Origin of the sequence: Flavobacterium sp. ZE23DGlu08, assembly GCF_030505335.1 — a bacterium.
Classification (GTDB): Bacteria; Bacteroidota; Bacteroidia; order Flavobacteriales; family Flavobacteriaceae; genus Flavobacterium; species Flavobacterium algoritolerans.
The window spans coordinates 3,283,510-3,303,972 of record NZ_CP130045.1; the positions used below are offsets into that span (position 1 = coordinate 3,283,510).

15 protein-coding genes, 2 tRNA genes and 3 rRNA genes are annotated in these 20,463 nt (G+C 37.4%); 9 read left to right on the top strand and 11 right to left on the bottom strand.

What is annotated here, in order from left to right; genetic code table 11:
• Nucleotides 1-6: 6 nt before the first annotated feature.
• From Q1W72_RS14390 to Q1W72_RS14425, 8 genes are all read right to left on the bottom strand, one after another.
• The gene (locus Q1W72_RS14390; RefSeq protein ID WP_099714937.1) at nucleotides 7-2,994 is read right to left on the bottom strand and encodes a TonB-dependent receptor; all 2,988 of its coding nucleotides are present in this window, start codon (nucleotides 2,992-2,994) and stop codon (nucleotides 7-9) included.
• Between the two features lie 389 nt (nucleotides 2,995-3,383).
• Complete coding sequence (locus tag Q1W72_RS14395; RefSeq protein WP_099714939.1) at nucleotides 3,384-4,442, bottom strand: ArsO family NAD(P)H-dependent flavin-containing monooxygenase; 1,059 nt, start codon at nucleotides 4,440-4,442, stop codon at nucleotides 3,384-3,386.
• Between the two features lie 12 nt (nucleotides 4,443-4,454).
• Nucleotides 4,455-5,504, bottom strand: coding sequence for an ACR3 family arsenite efflux transporter (arsB, locus tag Q1W72_RS14400; RefSeq protein WP_302135994.1), 1,050 nt, complete (start codon nucleotides 5,502-5,504; stop codon nucleotides 4,455-4,457).
• 5 nt (nucleotides 5,505-5,509) lie between these two features.
• Nucleotides 5,510-6,139, bottom strand: a complete 630-nt coding sequence (locus Q1W72_RS14405; protein WP_302135996.1) for a low molecular weight phosphatase family protein — start codon at nucleotides 6,137-6,139, stop codon at nucleotides 5,510-5,512.
• Between the two features lie 15 nt (nucleotides 6,140-6,154).
• The gene (locus Q1W72_RS14410; RefSeq protein ID WP_302135998.1) at nucleotides 6,155-6,625 is read right to left on the bottom strand and encodes a DUF6428 family protein; all 471 of its coding nucleotides are present in this window, start codon (nucleotides 6,623-6,625) and stop codon (nucleotides 6,155-6,157) included.
• A 103-nt stretch (nucleotides 6,626-6,728) separates the two neighbouring features.
• A complete protein-coding gene (locus Q1W72_RS14415) occupies nucleotides 6,729-7,061 on the bottom strand; it encodes a helix-turn-helix transcriptional regulator (RefSeq protein WP_302136000.1) in 333 nt (110 codons plus the stop codon).
• Nucleotides 7,062-7,314: 253 nt separating this feature from the next.
• Nucleotides 7,315-7,698, bottom strand: coding sequence for a hypothetical protein (locus tag Q1W72_RS14420; RefSeq protein ID WP_302136001.1), 384 nt, complete (start codon nucleotides 7,696-7,698; stop codon nucleotides 7,315-7,317).
• 105 nt (nucleotides 7,699-7,803) lie between these two features.
• Complete coding sequence (locus Q1W72_RS14425; RefSeq protein WP_121342431.1) at nucleotides 7,804-8,064, bottom strand: heavy-metal-associated domain-containing protein; 261 nt, start codon at nucleotides 8,062-8,064, stop codon at nucleotides 7,804-7,806.
• A gap of 162 nt (nucleotides 8,065-8,226) precedes the next feature.
• On the opposite strand from Q1W72_RS14425, the gene Q1W72_RS14430 reads away from it, so the two are divergent.
• The 7 genes from Q1W72_RS14430 to rrf all read left to right on the top strand — a co-directional run bounded on the left by Q1W72_RS14430 (nucleotide 8,227) and on the right by rrf (nucleotide 15,476).
• Entirely contained in the window at nucleotides 8,227-8,592 is a 366-nt protein-coding gene (locus Q1W72_RS14430; RefSeq protein ID WP_282713594.1) for a hypothetical protein, read from the top strand.
• 43 nt (nucleotides 8,593-8,635) lie between these two features.
• Nucleotides 8,636-9,217 (top strand): DNA polymerase ligase N-terminal domain-containing protein, encoded by a 582-nt coding sequence (locus tag Q1W72_RS14435; RefSeq protein ID WP_302136005.1) that lies wholly within the window; start codon nucleotides 8,636-8,638, stop codon nucleotides 9,215-9,217.
• A gap of 1,048 nt (nucleotides 9,218-10,265) precedes the next feature.
• A 16S ribosomal RNA gene (locus Q1W72_RS14440) occupies nucleotides 10,266-11,779 on the top strand.
• Between the two features lie 123 nt (nucleotides 11,780-11,902).
• A tRNA-Ile gene (locus Q1W72_RS14445) sits at nucleotides 11,903-11,976 on the top strand.
• 93 nt (nucleotides 11,977-12,069) lie between these two features.
• A tRNA-Ala gene (locus Q1W72_RS14450) sits at nucleotides 12,070-12,143 on the top strand.
• Between the two features lie 191 nt (nucleotides 12,144-12,334).
• Nucleotides 12,335-15,218, top strand: a 23S ribosomal RNA gene (locus Q1W72_RS14455).
• 148 nt (nucleotides 15,219-15,366) lie between these two features.
• A 5S ribosomal RNA gene (rrf, locus tag Q1W72_RS14460) occupies nucleotides 15,367-15,476 on the top strand.
• Together the 16S, 23S and 5S rRNA genes with 2 tRNA genes alongside form the textbook arrangement of a ribosomal RNA operon.
• Nucleotides 15,477-15,935: 459 nt before the next feature.
• Here the strand turns inward: rrf and Q1W72_RS14465 are convergent.
• The gene (locus Q1W72_RS14465) at nucleotides 15,936-17,162 is read right to left on the bottom strand and encodes an aminotransferase class I/II-fold pyridoxal phosphate-dependent enzyme (protein ID WP_302136006.1); all 1,227 of its coding nucleotides are present in this window, start codon (nucleotides 17,160-17,162) and stop codon (nucleotides 15,936-15,938) included.
• Between the two features lie 274 nt (nucleotides 17,163-17,436).
• Between Q1W72_RS14465 and Q1W72_RS14470 the strand changes: the two genes are divergently transcribed.
• A complete protein-coding gene (locus tag Q1W72_RS14470) occupies nucleotides 17,437-17,895 on the top strand; it encodes an Lrp/AsnC family transcriptional regulator (RefSeq protein WP_302136008.1) in 459 nt (152 codons plus the stop codon).
• A 151-nt stretch (nucleotides 17,896-18,046) separates the two neighbouring features.
• The gene (lpdA, locus tag Q1W72_RS14475; RefSeq protein ID WP_302136010.1) at nucleotides 18,047-19,450 is read left to right on the top strand and encodes a dihydrolipoyl dehydrogenase; all 1,404 of its coding nucleotides are present in this window, start codon (nucleotides 18,047-18,049) and stop codon (nucleotides 19,448-19,450) included.
• A gap of 95 nt (nucleotides 19,451-19,545) precedes the next feature.
• On the opposite strand, the gene Q1W72_RS14480 is transcribed toward lpdA, so the two are convergent.
• Both Q1W72_RS14480 and Q1W72_RS14485 read right to left on the bottom strand, forming a co-directional pair.
• Entirely contained in the window at nucleotides 19,546-19,926 is a 381-nt protein-coding gene (locus tag Q1W72_RS14480; protein ID WP_282718675.1) for a DoxX family protein, read from the bottom strand.
• A 38-nt stretch (nucleotides 19,927-19,964) separates the two neighbouring features.
• Nucleotides 19,965-20,369, bottom strand: a complete 405-nt coding sequence (locus tag Q1W72_RS14485) for a VOC family protein (protein ID WP_302136014.1) — start codon at nucleotides 20,367-20,369, stop codon at nucleotides 19,965-19,967.
• Nucleotides 20,370-20,463 lie beyond the last annotated feature (94 nt).

A 20,463-nucleotide genomic window follows, 5' to 3' on the forward strand; every position in this document is an offset into this window, starting at 1 on the left:
TAATTTTTAAAAATTAATATTTACTCCTAAAGCAATAGTTCTGGATGGTGGAGCTGAGTAAAATTCTTCTCCAATACCTGTATCATCTCTTCTTGCTTCTGGGTCATAACCAGAATAATTTGTAAAAGTAAGTAAGTTAACTCCTGTAGCGTAAAAGCGTACACTGCTCATTCCTAAATCTTTTACCGTGTTACTTGGTAAAGAATATCCTATTGTTAAGTTTCTTAAACGAACAAAATCAGACTTGTCTAAAAATCGAGTTGATTCTTGTGTTCCGTTACTTCCGTATAATCTGGCTTGAGGAACATTAGTAATATCACCCGGATTTTGCCAACGGTTTAATTGGTCTATGGTTTGATTGTCAAAATAGTCAGCTGCAACCGATTGGTATTTACCGGCAGAGTTGTAAATACTAGCTCCCCATTCTCCTTGGAATGTAAAAGAAAAATCAAGCCCTTTGTAATTAATTGTATTGGTTAAACCAGCCATCAATGTAGGGAAAGGATTTCCTGAAACCACTCTTTTTGCTTCAGAGTAATCGTTAGTTGTTGATTTATCCAAAGATCCATCAGCGTTAGCGGTATTTTTTACAAAAAGGGCATCTCCATTCGCAGGATCAACTCCAGCATATTCTACCAAGTAAAAGGAAGATATATTTTCTCCCACTCTGTTAATCGTAAATGAGCTCACAATATCTTGATTGTTATTTGGCATTGACAATACTTCAGATTGGTTGGTAGTTACATTAAAGCTAGTATTCCATTTTAAATTATCTGAATCAATATTTTTTGTATTCAATGTAAATTCGACTCCGCTACTTTGTACTTCTCCAATATTTTGGTTGATTGTAGTTGCTCCGGAACTTATTGATAATGGAACACTAAAAAGTAAGCCATCCGTATTTTTTTTGTAATAATCGGCTTCAATGCTGATGCGGTTTAGCAAACCAAATTCAACACCAAAATCAACTTGAGTAGATTTTTCCCAAGTAAGATCATCGTTCCCAGCTTGAGAGAAAGAAAGTCCTGATTTTAAGTTATAAGGATTTGATCCGTACAATTGGCGTGAAGCAAAATTACCCAATTCGGCATTACCTAATTTACCCCAGCTTCCTTTTAATTTTAAGAAAGTCAAAGTAGGATTATCTTTTAAGAAGCTTTCTTCAGACATGATCCATCCTGCAGAAAATGCCGGAAAAGTACCAAATCTATTGTTTTTACCAAAACGGGAAGAACCATCACGACGGATACTCGCTTTGAAGATGTATTTGTCATCATATGAATAGGTAACTCTACCAAATTGTGATACAAATGTATAATCAGTTTCATTTCCTGAACCACCAGATACTTCTGCACCTCCATCAACAGTTTGGAAAGAATCATTTGGGAAATAGATACTAGTTACACTTTGAAACCTACGGTTGAATTTATTAAACTCCATACCAGCAACCGCATTTACGTCATGTTTTTCACCAAAGGTTTTGTCAAAAGTCAGGTAATTACTGTAAATATAAGTTTCATTGTTTACAGAAGTAGCAAAAACTTCTCCGTCAGTTGCCATAAAAGGGGAGTTTTTACCATACCAAGCATCCTCCGTTTGTGATAACAAGTCATAGGAGAAATCAGAATTTACTTTTAAAGAAGGAATGATTTTAAATTCTCCATATGCTTTACCGGTAACTCTTCTCATGATTGTTTTCCAGAACGAATTGTCAATAGCCAATAAAAAGTTGGCATACAATGTATTTGGATTTGCCGTTCCGTCATCTAAACGAGCAGGAGATAATGGTGATTGTGCGACAGCCTGTAAAGGAGTAGTAAAGGAGTTGTCATCCTGCACACGGTCAATTTCTGATCTGGAGAAACTTAAATTCATACCAGCAGTAAAACGATCCGATATTTTGTGTGACACGTTTGTTCTTGCGGTAACTCTTTCTAGTGCATTACTGTTTATAATACCAGTTGTATTGTTATAAGCTCCAGAAAAGAAATATTTTGTATTGGCATCACCTCCGGATACTGAAAAATCAGCATCAGTATTGAATCCGTCTTGGAATGCAGTTTCTTGCCAGTCAGTATCTACTTCTCTGTTTCTCCAGTCTGTACCTTGAGCTAAGAAATCAAAAGTATCTTCAGCTTCAGCGGCATCACCAAGTCCATTAATAGATGCTTCAGTGAATAACTCTACATATTGATCTGCATTCAACCATTTTCTTTTGTTAGTAGCTTGACTAACGCCTTGTGAAAGGTTTATAGAAAACGTTCCTTTTCCTTCTTTTCCTCTTTTGGTAGTAATCAAAACAACTCCATTTGCACCTCTAGCACCGTAAATTGCGGCAGAAGATGCGTCTTTAAGGACGTCAATTGATTCAATTTCGTTAGTACTTAAAGTCAATAATGGGTTAGTTGGCGCTCCATTACTTGATTCGTTTGAAGTAACTAAAGGAATTCCATCTAATACATATAAAGGTTGTGTTCCTGCGCTGATACTTGCAGCACCACGAACACGAATATTTATTCCTCCATCAACTTTACCATTTGTCTGTGTGATTTGTACTCCGGCTAATTTACCAACTAAGGCATTTTGAACATTGGATACTGGAATTTGTTGGATGTCTTTTGCTGTAACGCGGGCAATGTTATCGGTTAATTTCTTTTTACTTTGAGTACCGTAACCTACTACAACAACTGTTTCTAATTGATTTGAGGCATCACTCAATTTAATTAACATCGAAGAAGATGCAGGAACCTCAATAGTTTTCATTCCTACAAAACTGACAATCAATAGTTGGCCTTTTTTAGCATTAATGGTAAAATCACCATCAAATCCAGTTTGGGTACTAATGTTGGTCCCTTTTACAATAATATTTGCGCCAGGAACGGGCAGTCCACCCATGTCAGTAACTTTACCTGACAATGTACTTTCTTGAGCAAATGTCAATTGTACAGTCAGTACAATGAGTAAACTCAAAAAATGCTTCAAATTAATTTTCATTTTTGGATTATTTAAGATTAGTTAGTCAAATATCTAAATAAAATGTTAATTAATGAAGTTTTTGTATTGAAAATCTCTTTTTTTGATGTTTTTTGTCAATAATTTAAAATTTAAAATCTAAAAAAATGGTATTCGTAAAAATATAGGTTTAGTGTGTTTAATCTTGTATTAGGTTTTGAGTATTGTGTAATCTAATAAATTCATGAATTCGTTTCAAAACCCATTAGCGATAATTAAAAAAAAGTCCTTTGTGTGGGTTTATTTATATTATATTATCGTTTTGATTCCATGGGTCAAAAACAAATTCAAAACGGACATTGTTGAAATTTATAAGAGACAATAAATTCATTTAAACCACTAGAATCAACGGATCTTTGTGATAAACTGATTTAGATTTGCTGCAGATATTCTATGATTTCGTTACAAGTTTGTTTGGCATTTCTGTTGATTCCAATGAGTGTTGCTGATGCATAGCCAGTCCAACTGCCGTAACCCGCTAGCCATAATCCGGAAATTTCAGTTGCTTTGCTTTCTTCGGTTTTTACAATGCCGCGCTCATCTGCTGAAACAATATTTTTCAAAAAAGACGTCGTATAACCAAAACCCGTACACCATATTATAGCATCAAAATCTTCTTGGGTTCCGTCAGACCAAAGTACACCGTTTTCATATATGCTTTCAAAACTACCACTTGAAGTCAGAATTCCTCTGGATCGAGCTTCTTTTACTGGCGGCACCATTACAATATTTCCCAAATCATAATTGGCGGCATTAAATGGTTTTCCTTCTTTTTCAGCATTGTATTTGGCAGTTGCCACATTGAAAAGATAAAATCCGTCTACTTCATCCGGTAAATAGTGCGGTAGTTTTCTGGTTGACCATTTCACGGTTGTGACTTTAGAAACTTCTGCTACAATTTGCGCACCCGAATTTCCTTCGCCAACAACCAGAACCTTTAAATTCCTAAACTCTTCCGGATTTTTATAATTAGCAGAATGGATTTGAATTCCTTTGAAAGTTTCTATTCCTTTAATCTTTGGAATAAAAGGATTGTTCCAAGTTCCTGCCGCAGCAATTATTGCTTTTGAAAAATAGATTCCTTCATTGGTGTAAACTTTGAATATTTTATTTTCAAAAGTTATGTTTTCTACAGTAACGGAGCGCTCTATCGGTAGTTCGTAACGCTTTTCATATTGGCACAAATAATCGATTACTTCTTGTTTTAAAGGAAACAGATTTTCAGATTTTGGCATCAGCCAACCCGGCAAAGAACTATGCTCGGCAGGAGAAAAAAGCGTGAGACTGTCCCAAGCATGAAGCCAGGAACCACCGCACTTTTCTTCTTTATCCAATATGAGGAAGTTTATTTTATGGCGTCGTAAATAATACCCGCAAGCCAATCCGCTTTGTCCGCCACCAATAACAATAACATCCAGAATTTTGTGCATTGGGATTGTACTTTAAGTTGTTTTAGTATAATATTTTTTCTTTAGCCAAAAAGCAACATTTACTAGAATAATCAAAGCTGGAACTTCTACTAATGGCCCAACGACTCCTGCAAATGCTTGTCCGCTATTGATTCCGAAAACTCCAATGGAAACTGCAATTGCCAATTCAAAATTATTTCCGGATGCGGTGAAGGAAAGCGCCACGGCATCTCTATAATTGGCTCCAATTTTTTTGGAAACAAAAAACATTAGGAAAAACATAATGGCAAAGAAAATCACAAGTGGAACGGCGATTCTAACCACATCCAAAGGTAAATCAACAATCATTTCGCCTTTTAAACTGAACATGACAACTATTGTAAAAAGCAAAGCAATCAAAGTAATGGGAGAAACAAACGGAATAAATTTTTGATTAAACCATTTATCGCCAATGAATTTCTTGATGGCAAAGCGGCTAATTATCGCTAATGCAAATGGAATGCCTAAATAAATTCCAACAGTTGTGGCAATTTGGGCAACCGTAATATTTAATTCCAAGCCTTTTATTCCAAATAATGGCAGCATGATTTCCAAATAAAAATACGCATACAATCCAAAAAAGAACACTTGAAGCAAACTATTAATTCCGATTAAGCCCGCTGTTAATTCCCTATTTCCTTCGGCTAATTCATTCCAGACAATCACCATGGCTATGCAAGGAGCAATCCCAATTATGATTAAACCCGTCATGTATTCCGGATAATCTTTTAAAAAGAATGTTGCCAATGAAAACATTAAAAACGGACCAATAATCCAAGTGATGAAGAAAGAGGCGGTGAGTAATTTTGGCTTTTCAAACATTAAAGAAATTTTTGAAAAATCAATTTTAGTCAAAGGTGGATACATCATCACTATTAATCCAATTGCCAGAGGAACATTGGTCGTTCCACTTGAAAACGAATTGATAAAGCCGCTGCTGGAAGGTATAAAATAGCCAATGGAAACGCCAATTATCATTGCCAGAAATATCCAAAGTGTCAAGTAACTATCAAGGAATTTTAATCTTTTTTTATGTAATGCCATTAGTATCATTTTATTTTGGAGAATATATAGAACATTTCAGTTGCAATTTGCAAACTGCGTTCCTGATATTTTTCTGCTTGTTGAGGCGTATTATCAAATGCTTTTGGATCTTCAAATGTGATGGGAATACGTTTTTCTGCACCTGCAATAAACGGACAACCGCCATCAGCCTGTGAGCAAGTCATAATCGCTGCAAATTCACTTTGAGGATTAAAATCATCATCATAGGTTTTTGAAAAACCAACAATAGGATGTTCATTCTCCGCATATTTTATGGCATAAATTGGATTATTACCTGCTGCAATGATTTTGATTTTAAAGCCAGATTGTTCCAATGTTTTGGCAGCCATAGGAAATAATGCCGTGGCTTCGGTTCCTCCAGAATAACAAAATACATTTTTTATATTGAAATGTGCGGCTGCAGTTTGTGCCCAAACCTGTGATAAATGACTTCTTCTGGAATTATGGGTGCAAATCAAGTTCAGCCTGATTTCTTGCTGATTCGATGTTTTTGCTTGAATAAAATCAATCAGCGGTTGCAAAATAATTTTTCGCTCTGATGATATACTTTCAAAATCAAAAGCAGAGATTATTTTTTCAATTTCTGGATATAGAATGGTTTTGGTTAGTGTCATTTTATAGTTTTAAAATTAGCAACAGCCTCCGCCGGGAGTGCAGCTATTAGTTTGGCTTGATATTTCAGATAATTTTACTTTTTGTTTTTCTGCTGGAATGCCACATTGGTCTTGGGCTAAACAAGCTGTTTGTTTATTCAAAAGCGTGAATACTTTTCCATTGAAACCTAAGTCATATTTACCAATTGTTTCGGCTTGGTATTCTACTTCAATTTCGTAATCTTCGATTCCTAATACTTTCTCTGAAAGAGCGATAATATCCAAAAGTTTTTTTGGCTTTAATCGGTGTTCGAAATCATTAGCATCCCATAATTGGAAATTTACTACAGTTTCTTTTCGAACTTTTCCACCGCAGTCAATAAAATTTTTGGTGATTAAACCCACTTCGGTTACGTGAAAATGTTCTGGAACATAACTGCCGTTTGGTAATACAAAAGCAACGTTTTCAAGCGTGCTCAACTCTTTTTTAATTTCTGATAGTTTCATATGATTATAATATTTGTTTTTTAAAGGAATATGGTATCGCCATTCCTAAATTATATTGTTTTTTTTGAGTCCTGGCGATTTCATGATTCTTACAATTTGAAAATTAACAGCATTGATTCTTCTTGCTTTCTAAATAGGTATTGATGTGCTGAAAAAAGCCCTTTATTTTATTAAAACCTTCTTCGTTGAGGCAATAACAAATAGCATTTCCTTCAAAATTGCCTTTTATGAGTCCGGCATTTTTAAGCTCTTTCAAGTGTTGGGAAACGGTAGGTTGGGCTAGAGGCAGCTCGTTTACGATGTCACCGCATATACAACTGTTCACTTTGATGAGGTGCTGAATAATGGCAATTCGAGCAGGATGGCCTATGGCTTTCGCCAAAATTGCCAATTCGTTTTGCTCGTCTGTAAAATGATCTGATTTAGTAATTCCCATCGTTATATATTTATATTGCAATATTACGATATAGATAAATAAAAACCAAATATTGGAATATATTTTTCGCTTAAGTTCTTAAACTATCTTTTTGGTTTATAGTAAGGTAATAGCTTAGTAGTCATCCTGAAGTTTATACTTGCAATAGAAAATGGTTTTTAAGTGAAATTTAATGGATAATAAAATCCCATGAAACAATAGTTTCTAATTTGTTTTCGAAAAATAAGCTTCTAATTTTTATAAATCATCTGATTTACATCCATTTTGATAAAAAATCAATCAACTCTTCTCTTAATTCTCTAAATAATTTTTCAAATTGGGCGATGCTTTCTCGGTGTTTTTTATGGTCTGAAAATTTTTCATGATCAACAGCATTGGGATTTTTTTGCACGGCAGCCTCAAGATAGGATTCGTGACTTTTAATATCATGATTTAAGATGTCTATCTGTTCCTTTTGAATAATCAGTTGATTATGGAAATGGTCGGCTAAGGAACGTAACTCTTTAGAAGTGTTCTTTTCCGCGACTTCCGTAATCCGATTACCCATAATCGTAAGTTCGTCTTTGTAAAACAAAAGTTTGTTTAACCACGTTTTGTGTTCTTCGTGTAATTGATAAATTGTTTTTTTAGTTTCCATTTTTTCTGTCTTTTTTAATAATTTGAAATTAATTGAGCTTGAGTCATTTTTAATTTGATAGAAATAGCAAAAAGCAATGTATTAATGGAAGTTTATTCCAAAGCATCAAAGCTCAAATACTTCTTTTGGGATAGCATGAAATCCGACTAGTTTAACTCGATTTTCAATATCGCTTATAGGTATCATTTTCGAAGTGTGAACGGTAAATTCTCTTGGAAAAATTTCAGTATTCAATAAAACCTCTTTTATTCCGTCTAGTTCTAGTAAGCTGGATTTTATTTCTATTAAATCAATGTCTTCAACAGCATTTGTTCCAAAAATTTTACCATGATTACCTGGGATTACATTATCAGTTAGTATACTCATGTTTTTATTTTTTAAGATTAGGAATAGGATAATAGATTGTTGTATTTATGGGTTAAGTGGTTTAAAGTTAGTGATTTATCTTGAATAATTTAAATAATTTAGGTTGGTTTTATTTAAAAATGTTTAACTTAGTGTATTGAAAATCAATTAAATAAGTGTAATATGAATAATAGAAGCAATAAATTGAATTTTGACAAAAGAAAACCGGGTAAGAAAGATAAAAATGCAATTCCGGATTCTCTTTTATATCCTCCAAGTGAAGATATTTATAACCAATTCCATAAAGAGATGGAAATAGATCCAGAAGATCTTTCGAAAAAAAAGTCTCCTGTTGAAATAAATAATATCCGGGAATTGAATGAGAAAAGTTTCGAAGAGGATGTTTCTGGAGGAGATTTAGACATTCCTGGCTCAGAATTAGATGAGGAAACGGAAAACTCCGGAAATGAAGATGAAGAAAATAACCATTATAGTATAGGTGGAGATAATCATAATGATTTAGAGGAAAATTCTGGAGATAAAATGTAATCAATGGGTTTGTCGTAAGTTTTAAATACTAATCCTATTAATCATGTCTTTGAGTGAATACAATCAAAAGCGTAATTTTAATTCCACTTTAGAGCCTGAAGGAAAAATCAAGCAGTCATCGACCGAATTGATTTTCGTAGTACAAAAGCATGCAGCCTCCCATTTGCATTATGATTTTAGATTGGAAATGGATGGAGTACTAAAAAGTTGGGCGATACCCAAAGGACCGTCTATGAATCCGGATAATAAAAGATTGGCTATTATGGTAGAAGACCATCCTTATAGTTACAAAGATTTTGAAGGTACTATTCCGGAGGGAAATTACGGCGCAGGGAATGTTATTGTTTGGGACAATGGAACGTATATTTTAGCTGGCGAAGATAGGTCAGGTATCGACGAACATAAATTACAATCCGATTTACAAAAAGGACATCTTAGTTTTATTCTTAATGGGAAAAAATTGAAAGGTGAATTTGCTTTAGTAAAATTAAAAACCAAACAGGAGAATACATGGCTTTTGATAAAGTCAAAAGATCAATATGCAAATGATGAAGATGTTTTGCAACAAGATAAATCTGTACTTTCTAATAGGACATTAGAAAGTATGGAAACAAAGAGTGGTTAATAAAACAATTTGTGCGTTCCTCCATAATATAAAGAAAGGCGACTCTCAACTAAGAGAATCGCCTTTCTTTATATTAAGGAGTCGGGCTATTCGCTACAAGTCCTCGTCCCGCCAAAAAAAGGCGGGACTGTGGGCTTTTCGCTGCTATCCCTAACGCGAACTTTGGATAAGTAGAGCTTTTTGTTGTTTTGATGTATATTTTGTGTCCTTATATATAGGAGAGAAAAGAAAAGATTGTTATTATATAAGGTATAGCATAAAACCATTTTATTAATCCAGACATTTTTTTTGTTAGCGTACTAGTAAGGTAAGCTGTTTCCAAGGATAAAAACGCATCGAAGAGCTGTAGAAAAGGCAATAAAGCGATAATTCCCTAAGATTTTATAAAGAAGGGAAAGGCAGTTGAAAGTTGCCCATCTTTATTGGAATAGGTGGTTTTGATTTGAAATCCCATTAATCAGCTGTAAGATTGTTGAATAGTATAAAAAACTTTGTGTTTCAAGAATCATGTTTTCAGCGAGTTAAAGATTGGGTTGTAAAAACATGAAAAAAAAGGTTTAAAAAAGCTTGTAAAAGCGAATAAAGGTGCTACTTTTGCACCCGCAATGACGCAGACGTTCTTTAGAAGACTGACAAGTAAACTGGATTGAGAGAGGTAATTTATTTTCAAAAAAAGATTCAGAAAAGCTTGTGAGATTAGAAAGAGCTTATTACATTTGCACCCCGCAAAACGCGCAAAGTTCCTTGACAAGCTGATAAGAAAACGGTAGTAAAACGGAGATAAAAATTTCCAAAAAAAACTTCAAAATTTTCTTGCCAGTTAAAAAAGAAGTTGTACTTTTGCACCCGCTTCGAGAAACACTTTAAGTAGTGTTGACGAAGGGAAAAACAAAGAAGAACACGTTCCTAGACATATTGAATTGACAGCCGTTTTGAAAGAGATTTCAAAACAAAAGAATGAGAGTAATAGAATCGAGAGATTTGAAAAAACCACTAGAATTTAGTCGAATAAACAAAGAGAGAAGATTTATCTGATCTCACACAATATACGATGAAGAGTTTGATCCTGGCTCAGGATGAACGCTAGCGGCAGGCTTAACACATGCAAGTCGAGGGGTATAGTTCTTCGGAACTAGAGACCGGCGCACGGGTGCGTAACGCGTATGCAATCTACCTTTCACAGAGGGATAGCCCAGAGAAATTTGGATTAATACCTCATAGTATTATAGAGTGGCATCACTTTATAATTAAAGTCACAACGGTGAAAGATGAGCATGCGTCCCATTAGCTAGTTGGTAAGGTAACGGCTTACCAAGGCAACGATGGGTAGGGGTCCTGAGAGGGAGATCCCCCACACTGGTACTGAGACACGGACCAGACTCCTACGGGAGGCAGCAGTGAGGAATATTGGACAATGGGCGCAAGCCTGATCCAGCCATGCCGCGTGCAGGATGACGGTCCTATGGATTGTAAACTGCTTTTGTACAGGAAGAAACAGTTCTACGTGTAGAACCTTGACGGTACTGTAAGAATAAGGATCGGCTAACTCCGTGCCAGCAGCCGCGGTAATACGGAGGATCCAAGCGTTATCCGGAATCATTGGGTTTAAAGGGTCCGTAGGCGGTTTAGTAAGTCAGTGGTGAAAGCCCATCGCTCAACGGTGGAACGGCCATTGATACTGCTAAACTTGAATTATTAGGAAGTAACTAGAATATGTAGTGTAGCGGTGAAATGCTTAGAGATTACATGGAATACCAATTGCGAAGGCAGGTTACTACTAATGGATTGACGCTGATGGACGAAAGCGTGGGTAGCGAACAGGATTAGATACCCTGGTAGTCCACGCCGTAAACGATGGATACTAGCTGTTGGAAGCAATTTCAGTGGCTAAGCGAAAGTGATAAGTATCCCACCTGGGGAGTACGTTCGCAAGAATGAAACTCAAAGGAATTGACGGGGGCCCGCACAAGCGGTGGAGCATGTGGTTTAATTCGATGATACGCGAGGAACCTTACCAAGGCTTAAATGTAGATTGACCGGTTTGGAAACAGACTTTTCGCAAGACAATTTACAAGGTGCTGCATGGTTGTCGTCAGCTCGTGCCGTGAGGTGTCAGGTTAAGTCCTATAACGAGCGCAACCCCTGTTGTTAGTTGCCAGCGAGTCATGTCGGGAACTCTAACGAGACTGCCAGTGCAAACTGAGAGGAAGGTGGGGATGACGTCAAATCATCACGGCCCTTACGCCTTGGGCTACACACGTGCTACAATGGCCGGTACAGAGAGCAGCCACTGGGTGACCAGGAGCGAATCTATAAAACCGGTCACAGTTCGGATCGGAGTCTGCAACTCGACTCCGTGAAGCTGGAATCGCTAGTAATCGGATATCAGCCATGATCCGGTGAATACGTTCCCGGGCCTTGTACACACCGCCCGTCAAGCCATGGAAGCTGGGGGTGCCTGAAGTCGGTGACCGCAAGGAGCTGCCTAGGGTAAAACTGGTAACTAGGGCTAAGTCGTAACAAGGTAGCCGTACCGGAAGGTGCGGCTGGAACACCTCCTTTCTAGAGCTTTAGTGTTAGCTATATGCACGCTAAAGAAAGAAGACGAAAGTTCAAGTTGGAAGCAAACCCCAACGTTTTATTACTCTTGCTGTTAGTTCAAATAATACCATTTAAGAATAAGAGTGTCTCGTAGCTCAGCTGGTTAGAGTACTACACTGATAATGTAGGGGTCGACAGTTCGAGTCTGTCCGAGACAACTATTTTAGACTTAAATAAAAGAAGAAATTCTAGAGTTGAGGAGTTATGAAATATAAATTCATAATTCATAATTCACAATTCATAATTAGATTGGGGGATTAGCTCAGCTGGCTAGAGCGCCTGCCTTGCACGCAGGAGGTCAACGGTTCGACTCCGTTATTCTCCACTATTCGAGTGAATAGTAAAGAGTAAAAAGTAATTAGTCAAAAACTAATCACTAATTACTAAGGGCTAATCACTAGAAAAAAGTTCATTGACATATTGAGATAAGAAAATAATAAAAAGTAGAAAGCATTTTTACTTGTTTATCATTAGACAAGTAAAGAAACGGTCTCGTTTTAATTAACGAGATTGGTACAATAAGCAAAATAAGGGCGTATGGGGGATGCCTTGGCTCTCAGAGGCGATGAAAGGCGTGATAAGCTGCGAAAAGTTACGGGGATTGGCACACACGATACGATCCGTAAATACCTGAATGGGGCAACCCACTATGTTGAAGACATAGTACACCGATAGGTGGGCAAACCCGCTGAACTGAAACATCTAAGTAGGCGGAGGAGAAGAAAACAAAAGTGATTCCGTAAGTAGTGGCGAGCGAACGCGGATTAGCCCAAACCAATGTTGTTACGGCAATGTTGGGGTTGTAGGACCACGTTATTTGTTGCGGATAGAATTAGAATCTACTGGAAAGTAGAGCCAAAGAAGGTGATAGCCCTGTATAAGTAATAGAAGATAACGATAGTGGTATCCTGAGTAGGGCGGGGCACGTGAAACCCTGTCTGAATTTGGCGGGACCATCCGCTAAGGCTAAATACTCCTGAGAGACCGATAGTGAACCAGTACCGTGAGGGAAAGGTGAAAAGAACCGTGAATAACGGAGTGAAATAGATCCTGAAACCATACGCTTACAAGCGGTCGGAGCCCTTTAGTGGGGTGACGGCGTGCCTTTTGCATAATGAGCCTACGAGTTAACGTTGCTGGCAAGGATAAGTGGTTAAGCCACGGATCCGTAGCGAAAGCGAGTCTGAATAGGGCGCTTTAGTCAGTAGTGTTAGACGCGAAACCGTGTGATCTACCCATGGGCAGGATGAAGCGCTGGTAACACAGTGTGGAGGTCCGAACCGGTTGACGTTGAAAAGTCTTCGGATGACCTGTGGGTAGGGGTGAAAGGCCAATCAAACTCGGAAATAGCTCGTACTCCCCGAAATGCATTTAGGTGCAGCGTTATGCGTAAAGTTATATAGAGGTAGAGCTACTGATTGGATGCGGGGGCTTCACCGCCTACCAATTCCTGACAAACTCCGAATGCTATATAATGTTTCATAACAGTGAGGGCTTGGGTGCTAAGGTCCAAGTCCGAGAGGGAAAGAACCCAGACCATCAGCTAAGGTCCCCAAATATATGTTAAGTTGAAAGAACGAGGTTTGTCTGCCCAGACAGCTAGGATGTTGGCTTGGAAGCAGCCATTCATTTAAAGAGTGCGTAACAGCTCACTAGTCGAGCGGACGAGCATGGATAATAATCGGGCATAAACATATTACCGAAGCTATGGATTTGTAATTTATTACAAGTGGTAGGGGAGCATTCTAACAGGGTAGAAGGTGTGTCGTAAGGCATGCTGGACTGGTTAGAAAAGAAAATGTAGGCATAAGTAACGATAATGCGGGCGAGAAACCCGCACACCGAAAGACTAAGGTTTCCACAGCTATGCTAATCAGCTGTGGGTTAGTCGGGACCTAAGGCGAACCCGAAAGGGACAGTCGATGGACAACGGGTTAATATTCCCGTACTAGTTATTACTGTGATGGGGTGACGGAGTGATGAAAGCGCCGCGAACTGACGGAATAGTTCGTTGAAGTACCTACCTATAAGCTGCGCAGGCAAATCCACGCGGCTTGGGGAAATACGATAGTACTCGGAGTCTTCGGACAAAGAGATAGTGCGCCTAAGGGCTTCCAAGAAAAACCTCTAAACTTCAGGTAATAAGTACCCGTACCGCAAACCGACACAGGTAGTCGAGGAGAGAATCCTAAGGTGCTCGAGAGATTCATGGCTAAGGAATTAGGCAAAATAGACCCGTAACTTCGGGAGAAGGGTCGCCAGCAGCAATGCTGGCCGCAGTGAAGAGGTCCAGGCGACTGTTTATCAAAAACACAGGGCTCTGCAAAATCGTAAGATGAAGTATAGGGCCTGACACCTGCCCGGTGCTGGAAGGTTAAGAGGAGATGTTATCTTCGGAGAAGCATTGAATTGAAGCCCCAGTAAACGGCGGCCGTAACTATAACGGTCCTAAGGTAGCGAAATTCCTTGTCGGGTAAGTTCCGACCTGCACGAATGGTGTAACGATCTGGACACTGTCTCAGCCATGAGCTCGGTGAAATTGTAGTAGCGGTGAAGATGCCGCTTACCCGCAGTGGGACGAAAAGACCCTGTGCACCTTTACTATAGCTTAGTATTGACCTTGGATAAATGATGTGTAGGATAGGTTGGAGACTGTGAAGTGGCGTCGCTAGGCGTTGTGGAGTCATTGTTGAAATACAACCCTTTGTTTATCTGAGGCCTAACCCCGCTTTGCGGGGGACATTGCTTGGTGGGTAGTTTGACTGGGGTGGTCGCCTCCAAAAGAGTAACGGAGGCTTCTAAAGGTTCCCTCAGTACGCTTGGTAACCGTGCGTAGAGTGCAATGGCATAAGGGAGCTTGACTGAGAGACATACAGGTCGATCAGGTACGAAAGTAGAGCATAGTGATCCGGTGGTTCCGCATGGAAGGGCCATCGCTCAAAGGATAAAAGGTACGCCGGGGATAACAGGCTGATCTCCCCCAAGAGCTCATATCGACGGGGGGGTTTGGCACCTCGATGTCGGCTCGTCACATCCTGGGGCTGGAGAAGGTCCCAAGGGTTGGGCTGTTCGCCCATTAAAGTGGCACGCGAGCTGGGTTCAGAACGTCGTGAGACAGTTCGGTCTCTATCTACTGTGGGCGCAAGAAATTTGAGTGGATCTGATTCTAGTACGAGAGGACCGAATTGGACAAACCTCTAGTGTATCTGTTGTCACGCCAGTGGCATCGCAGAGTAGCTACGTTTGGAAGGGATAAGCGCTGAAAGCATATAAGCGCGAAACCCACCACAAGATGAGATTTCTTTTAAGGGTCGTGGGAGATGACCACGTTGATAGGCTATAGATGTAAAGGCAGTAATGTCATAGTCGAGTAGTACTAATAACCCGTAAGCTTATGTACGCTTTTCTCCCGTCTTTCGGGACGGGAGAAGAAACTTTCTAATACTTTTTATTTTCTTTATCTCAGTATGTTAAGATATTATGTAATTAATTATCAATGATAAATTGTTAATTGTTACAAATAATTGCCCAAAGCAATTATAACCTCTTAAGGTGGTTATTGCGGCGGGGCTCACCTCTTCCCATCCCGAACAGAGTAGTTAAGCCCGCCTGCGCAGATGGTACTGCAGTTATGTGGGAGAGTATGTCGTCGCCTTTCTTTGAAGAATCCTCATCATTCATTTGATGAGGATTTTTTGTTTTACAGCGGTAAGACGTGTTCGGCTAACGCCTCGACTCGTTGCCTTTCTTTAATCTGAACTTGTTTTTGATTCTTTTAAATCCTAATCATATATGTGACAAGGGTTTTTTGTGTTTGATAAGGTTGAATTTTTATAAACTATTCAAATAGGAATGAAGATTCAAATGAGTCGCATATTGTAATTAGTTTTTATTTATATAGCATTGAATTTAAGTGAGTTACTGCTTGAGTAAAATTAAGAATCTCTAGAATAATTTACATAGAGGTTGATTATATCAAAGAGAGAATTGAAGAGAATTATTTTCAATGATTTTATTCAAACCTGATTGCTCTTAATTTATTGCTTGTTTACTAATAATTAAGCAACAAAAAAGCAGCAAAATATTTTGCTGCTTTTTCAAATTATATAATAAATAACTATTCTGTCAAAATTGATTCTGATGTGAGTACATTTAATTCCATCATGCATTTCTTCATCATTTGATATGTTCTTTCAATGTCATTATCTAAACCTATAGAAAACCGAATTAAGCCATCAGTCAATCCCATTTCTATTTGTTCATCCATAGGAATCTCGCTAGAAGTTGAAGTTCCCGGAGCACTGAATAAAGTTTTATAAAATCCTAAACTCACTGCTAAATAGCCTAAATTTTTAGCTTGCATCAATTCCATCAATGCATTTGCTTTTTCCAAAGTACCAACATCTAAGGTCATCATCCCACCAAAACCATATTCGTGATTAATCATTGACAAATATAATTCATGGCTTGGGTGACTTTTCAAGCCAGGATAAACCGTTTTTAGTCCGTCTTTTTCAAAACGTTCTGCAAGATACATCGCATTATGACTGTGTTGTTTCATTCTAATATGTAATGTACGTAAGTTTTTCATCACACTCGCAGATCGCAAACTATCCATTGTTGGACCCAATAACATACTGGCACCACTATTTACATTTTTTAAACTATCAATAAATTCCTGAGAAGCACATGTAACACCACCCACCGTATCACTGCTTCCGTTAATGTATTTCGTTAAACTGTGAATTACAATATCAGCACCTAACTTTGCAGGAGAAACTGATAATGGTGAAAAAGTATTATCGACAACCAATTTCAAATTATGTCTCTTGGCAATTTTTGCCAAACCGGCAATATCAGCTACTTCCAGTAAAGGATTACTCACCGTCTCACAGTACAAAACTTTAGTTTCAGCAGTAATTGCAGCTTCCACAACGTCTAATTTTGTGATGTCAACAAAAGTGGTTTTGATGCCCAATCTTGGCGTAAAATTCTTCAAGAAAGCATACGTTCCGCCATATATAGTTCTGCTAGAAACGATGTGATCGCCCGAGCCGCACAATTGCAATAACGTAGGAGTAATCGCCCCCATTCCTGATGCTGAAACATTTGCGGTTTCCGTTCCTTCCATCGCTGCCAATGCTTTGTCTAAGTATAAATTACTCGGGGAGGAATGACGTGAGTACAAGTAACAGCCTTCCATATTGCCTTCAAAAGTATCGAACATTGTTTTTGCCGATAAAAAGGTATAGGTTGAGGAGTCTGAAATGGATGGATTCACACCACCAAATTCACCAAAGTACTGTAAATCCTGAATGTTGTCTGCGGGATTGAAATTTTTCATAATTATTTTTTATTGTTATTTGAAGCTATTCCTGCTATTCGCTATATCTTTTATTCGCCGTGGCAAATAAAAGGATGTCGCTGCTATCAGGGCTATGCGATTTCGGTCTGAATAAAATCTATTCAAAATAACAGTGTTATAGATTAATAATCAATACTATTACTTAATATTAGATTTTTAAACTACTAAATTTAAATTATATGATTTAATTTTCTAAATTAGCTTCTCAAAAACGATTTATATAGATTTTATTTCAATTCAAATTTCAATAAAAATGACATTAGACGCCATCGATAAAAAATTACTTTTTTTATTGCAATCCGACAGTAAGAAAACAACCAAGGAATTGTCCTTAAAACTGAATCTTTCTGTTACTGCCGTTTACGAACGCATTAAAAAACTGGAGAGAGAAGGGATTATCGATAAATATGTCGTGTTAATCAATCGTTCGAAAGTCGAAAAAGGTTTTGTGGTTTTCTGTCATCTTAAGTTAATACAACACACCAAAGAGTTTCTTACCAAATTTGAAAGTGAAGTGGTAAAACTTAAAGAAGTCCTTGAATGCCATCATGTGAGTGGTGATTATGATTATATACTAAAAATAGTAGTTAAAGATATGGAAGCTTATCGGGAGTTTTTGGTTACAAAATTAACCACATTGAAACATATTGGAAGTACACACAGTACATTCATGATTAGTGAAGTAAAAAACACAACGGTTGTTGATATTTAGAATAAATGTGAATTTAAAGCGGTATTCAATGATAAGTAAATGTTAATTACTAAAAATTCGTAACAAAAAACCTTCTGAATTAAACTTTAAACAAAACTTAATTCCTTAATTTTGTGCAACATTTTATAAAAACACAATAAAAAAATATACTATGAGTTCATTTGACGTAGTCATTATAGGTTCTGGACCAGGCGGATATGTATCAGCAATTCGTTGTGCACAATTGGGTTTCAAAACAGCAATTATTGAAAAATATTCCACTCTTGGAGGAACTTGCTTGAATGTAGGTTGTATTCCTTCAAAAGCATTGCTTGCTTCTTCGCATCATTACAGTGAAATTGCTCATTTTGCAGATCACGGAATTGAAGTTTCCGGTGAAGTAAAAGTGAATTTAGAAAAAATGATTGCACGTAAACAAGCTGTTGTTGATCAAACTTCAGGTGGTGTGAAATTTTTAATGGATAAAAATAAAATTACAGTTCTGGAAGGATTGGGTTCATTTGTTGATGCTACGCATGTTGCTGTTGCAAAAGCAGACGGAACTTCTGAAACTATCGAAGCTAAAAATATCATTATCGCTACAGGTTCAAAGCCTTCTTCTTTACCTTTTATCAAAATTGATAAAGAAAGAATCATCACTTCTACTGAAGCTTTAAAACTTAAAGAAGTACCAAAACATTTAGTGATTATTGGTGGTGGAGTAATAGGGATTGAATTAGGTCAAGTGTATTTACGATTGGGAGCGCAAGTTTCTGTAGTAGAATATTTAGACAGAATCATTCCTGGAATGGACGCCTCATTGTCTAAAGAACTGACAAAAGTATTGAAGAAACAAGGTATGAAATTCTACGTTTCTCATAAAGTGAAATCAGTAGAAAGAAATGGCGAAGGTGTTGTTGTTCAAGCTGAAAATGCAAAAGGAGAAACAATTACTCTTGAAGGTGATTATTCATTGGTTTCCGTGGGACGTCGTCCGTTTACTGATGGATTGAATGCTGATAAAGCTGGAGTGAAAATCTCAGATAGAGGAATGGTTGAAGTAAATGATCATTTACAAACTAACGTTCCTAATATCTACGCTATTGGAGATGTTGTTCGTGGAGCTATGTTAGCGCACAAAGCAGAAGAAGAAGGAGCAATGATTGCTGAAATATTAGCGGGTCAAAAACCACATATTGACTATAACTTGATTCCTGGTGTTGTTTATACTTGGCCAGAAGTGGCTGCAGTAGGGCAAACTGAGGAGCAATTGAAAGCTTCTGGTGTAGAATACAAAGCAGGAAGTTTTCCTTTCAAAGCTTTAGGACGTGCTCGTGCAGGTGGAGATTTAGACGGATTTGTAAAAATTCTTGCTGATGCTAAAACGGATGAAGTTTTAGGAGTTCACATGATTGGAGCCCGTTGTGCGGATTTAATTGCCGAGGCTGTTACGGCTATGGAATTCAAAGCATCTGCTGAAGATATTTCAAGAATGTCACATGCACATCCAACATTTGCAGAAGCGATAAAAGAAGCTGCATTAGCCGCTACTGATAATAGAGCTTTGCATGTATAATTAGAAAGTCTAAATTGAGAGATTAATTCTCGTTTAAAAATAAAGAAACCCATTCAATTGAATGGGTTTCTTTATTTGTTATGAGTTGAGTTTACTTAGCCTTTAGCTACAAATAAACCTTTATAGTTTTCCCAATGACTATAAATTAAAAACAGATTCCCTAAAAATAAGAACACTGCGATTGGTATTCCTTCCGGGGATAAGAAAAAGTTAATAAATAAAATGTTTATGGTTATAGGTAATATTAAGATATTGGCTAATGTGACATACCGTCCGGTAATAAAGGATAATCCACAAAGGAATTCCATTGATTTTGCCAAAGGGATCAAATAAGTAGACGCAACTAAGCCCACATTAAAAGCCTTGAAATTTCCAGTAACTTCTGGTTCTGGTGCAAGTTTTAGAAAGAAGCTTACAGACGCATAAAGTAGCAAAAGTCCAATTAAAGTTCGGATAATAATAATTGCAATTTTCATAGTATATGGTTTTTTAGAGGTTACACATTTGAGAATTATTATTTGGGAATAGCACTTTCATCCATATAGAAAATTTCCCATTGATGCCCGTCTAAATCGGCAAAACTATGTCCATACATCCATCCATGATCTTGTGGCTCCATATAAATTGTACCACCTGCATCAACTGCATTTTTGACCATTTCATCTACTTTTTCTTTGCTCTCGGCATCCATTGCAAGTAAAACTTCGGTATTTTTATTGGCATTGCAAATTTCTTTTTTGGTAAAGTCTTTAAATCGTTGCTCTGTCACTAGCATCGCAAAAATATTTTCTCCTATAATCATACAAGTAGCCTGTTCATCAGTAAATTGTGGATTGAAAGAAAATCCAAGTGTAGTAAAAAAATCAATTGATTTTTTTAGGTCTTTAACAGCTAAATTGATGAAAATTTTTGAAGCCATAATGAGAATGATTAGACGATTAAAAGAAGCCAAAATTTATCATGCACTATCAAATTTACAAAAAAATAAACTAATTTTAGTATAATCAGTTATT

Bases quoted from the DNA above. Each gene is read 5' to 3' on its own strand.
- Q1W72_RS14435 (WP_302136005.1), top strand. From the start codon at position 8,636: ATGTCTTTGAGTGAATACAATCAAAAGCGTAATTTTAATTCCACTTTA.
- Q1W72_RS14390 (WP_099714937.1), bottom strand. From the start codon at position 2,994: ATGAAAATTAATTTGAAGCATTTTTTGAGTTTACTCATTGTACTGACT.
- Q1W72_RS14425 (WP_121342431.1), bottom strand. From the start codon at position 8,064: ATGAGTATACTAACTGATAATGTAATCCCAGGTAATCATGGTAAAATT.
- lpdA (WP_302136010.1), top strand. From the start codon at position 18,047: ATGAGTTCATTTGACGTAGTCATTATAGGTTCTGGACCAGGCGGATAT.
- Q1W72_RS14415 (WP_302136000.1), bottom strand. From the start codon at position 7,061: ATGGGAATTACTAAATCAGATCATTTTACAGACGAGCAAAACGAATTG.
- arsB (WP_302135994.1), bottom strand. From the start codon at position 5,504: ATGGCATTACATAAAAAAAGATTAAAATTCCTTGATAGTTACTTGACA.
- Q1W72_RS14480 (WP_282718675.1), bottom strand. From the start codon at position 19,926: ATGAAAATTGCAATTATTATTATCCGAACTTTAATTGGACTTTTGCTA.
- Q1W72_RS14465 (WP_302136006.1), bottom strand. From the start codon at position 17,162: ATGAAAAATTTCAATCCCGCAGACAACATTCAGGATTTACAGTACTTT.
- Q1W72_RS14420 (WP_302136001.1), bottom strand. From the start codon at position 7,698: ATGGAAACTAAAAAAACAATTTATCAATTACACGAAGAACACAAAACG.
- Q1W72_RS14470 (WP_302136008.1), top strand. From the start codon at position 17,437: ATGACATTAGACGCCATCGATAAAAAATTACTTTTTTTATTGCAATCC.
- Q1W72_RS14485 (WP_302136014.1), bottom strand. From the start codon at position 20,369: ATGGCTTCAAAAATTTTCATCAATTTAGCTGTTAAAGACCTAAAAAAA.
- Q1W72_RS14395 (WP_099714939.1), bottom strand. From the start codon at position 4,442: ATGCACAAAATTCTGGATGTTATTGTTATTGGTGGCGGACAAAGCGGA.
- Q1W72_RS14405 (WP_302135996.1), bottom strand. From the start codon at position 6,139: ATGACACTAACCAAAACCATTCTATATCCAGAAATTGAAAAAATAATC.
- Q1W72_RS14410 (WP_302135998.1), bottom strand. From the start codon at position 6,625: ATGAAACTATCAGAAATTAAAAAAGAGTTGAGCACGCTTGAAAACGTT.
- Q1W72_RS14430 (WP_282713594.1), top strand. From the start codon at position 8,227: ATGAATAATAGAAGCAATAAATTGAATTTTGACAAAAGAAAACCGGGT.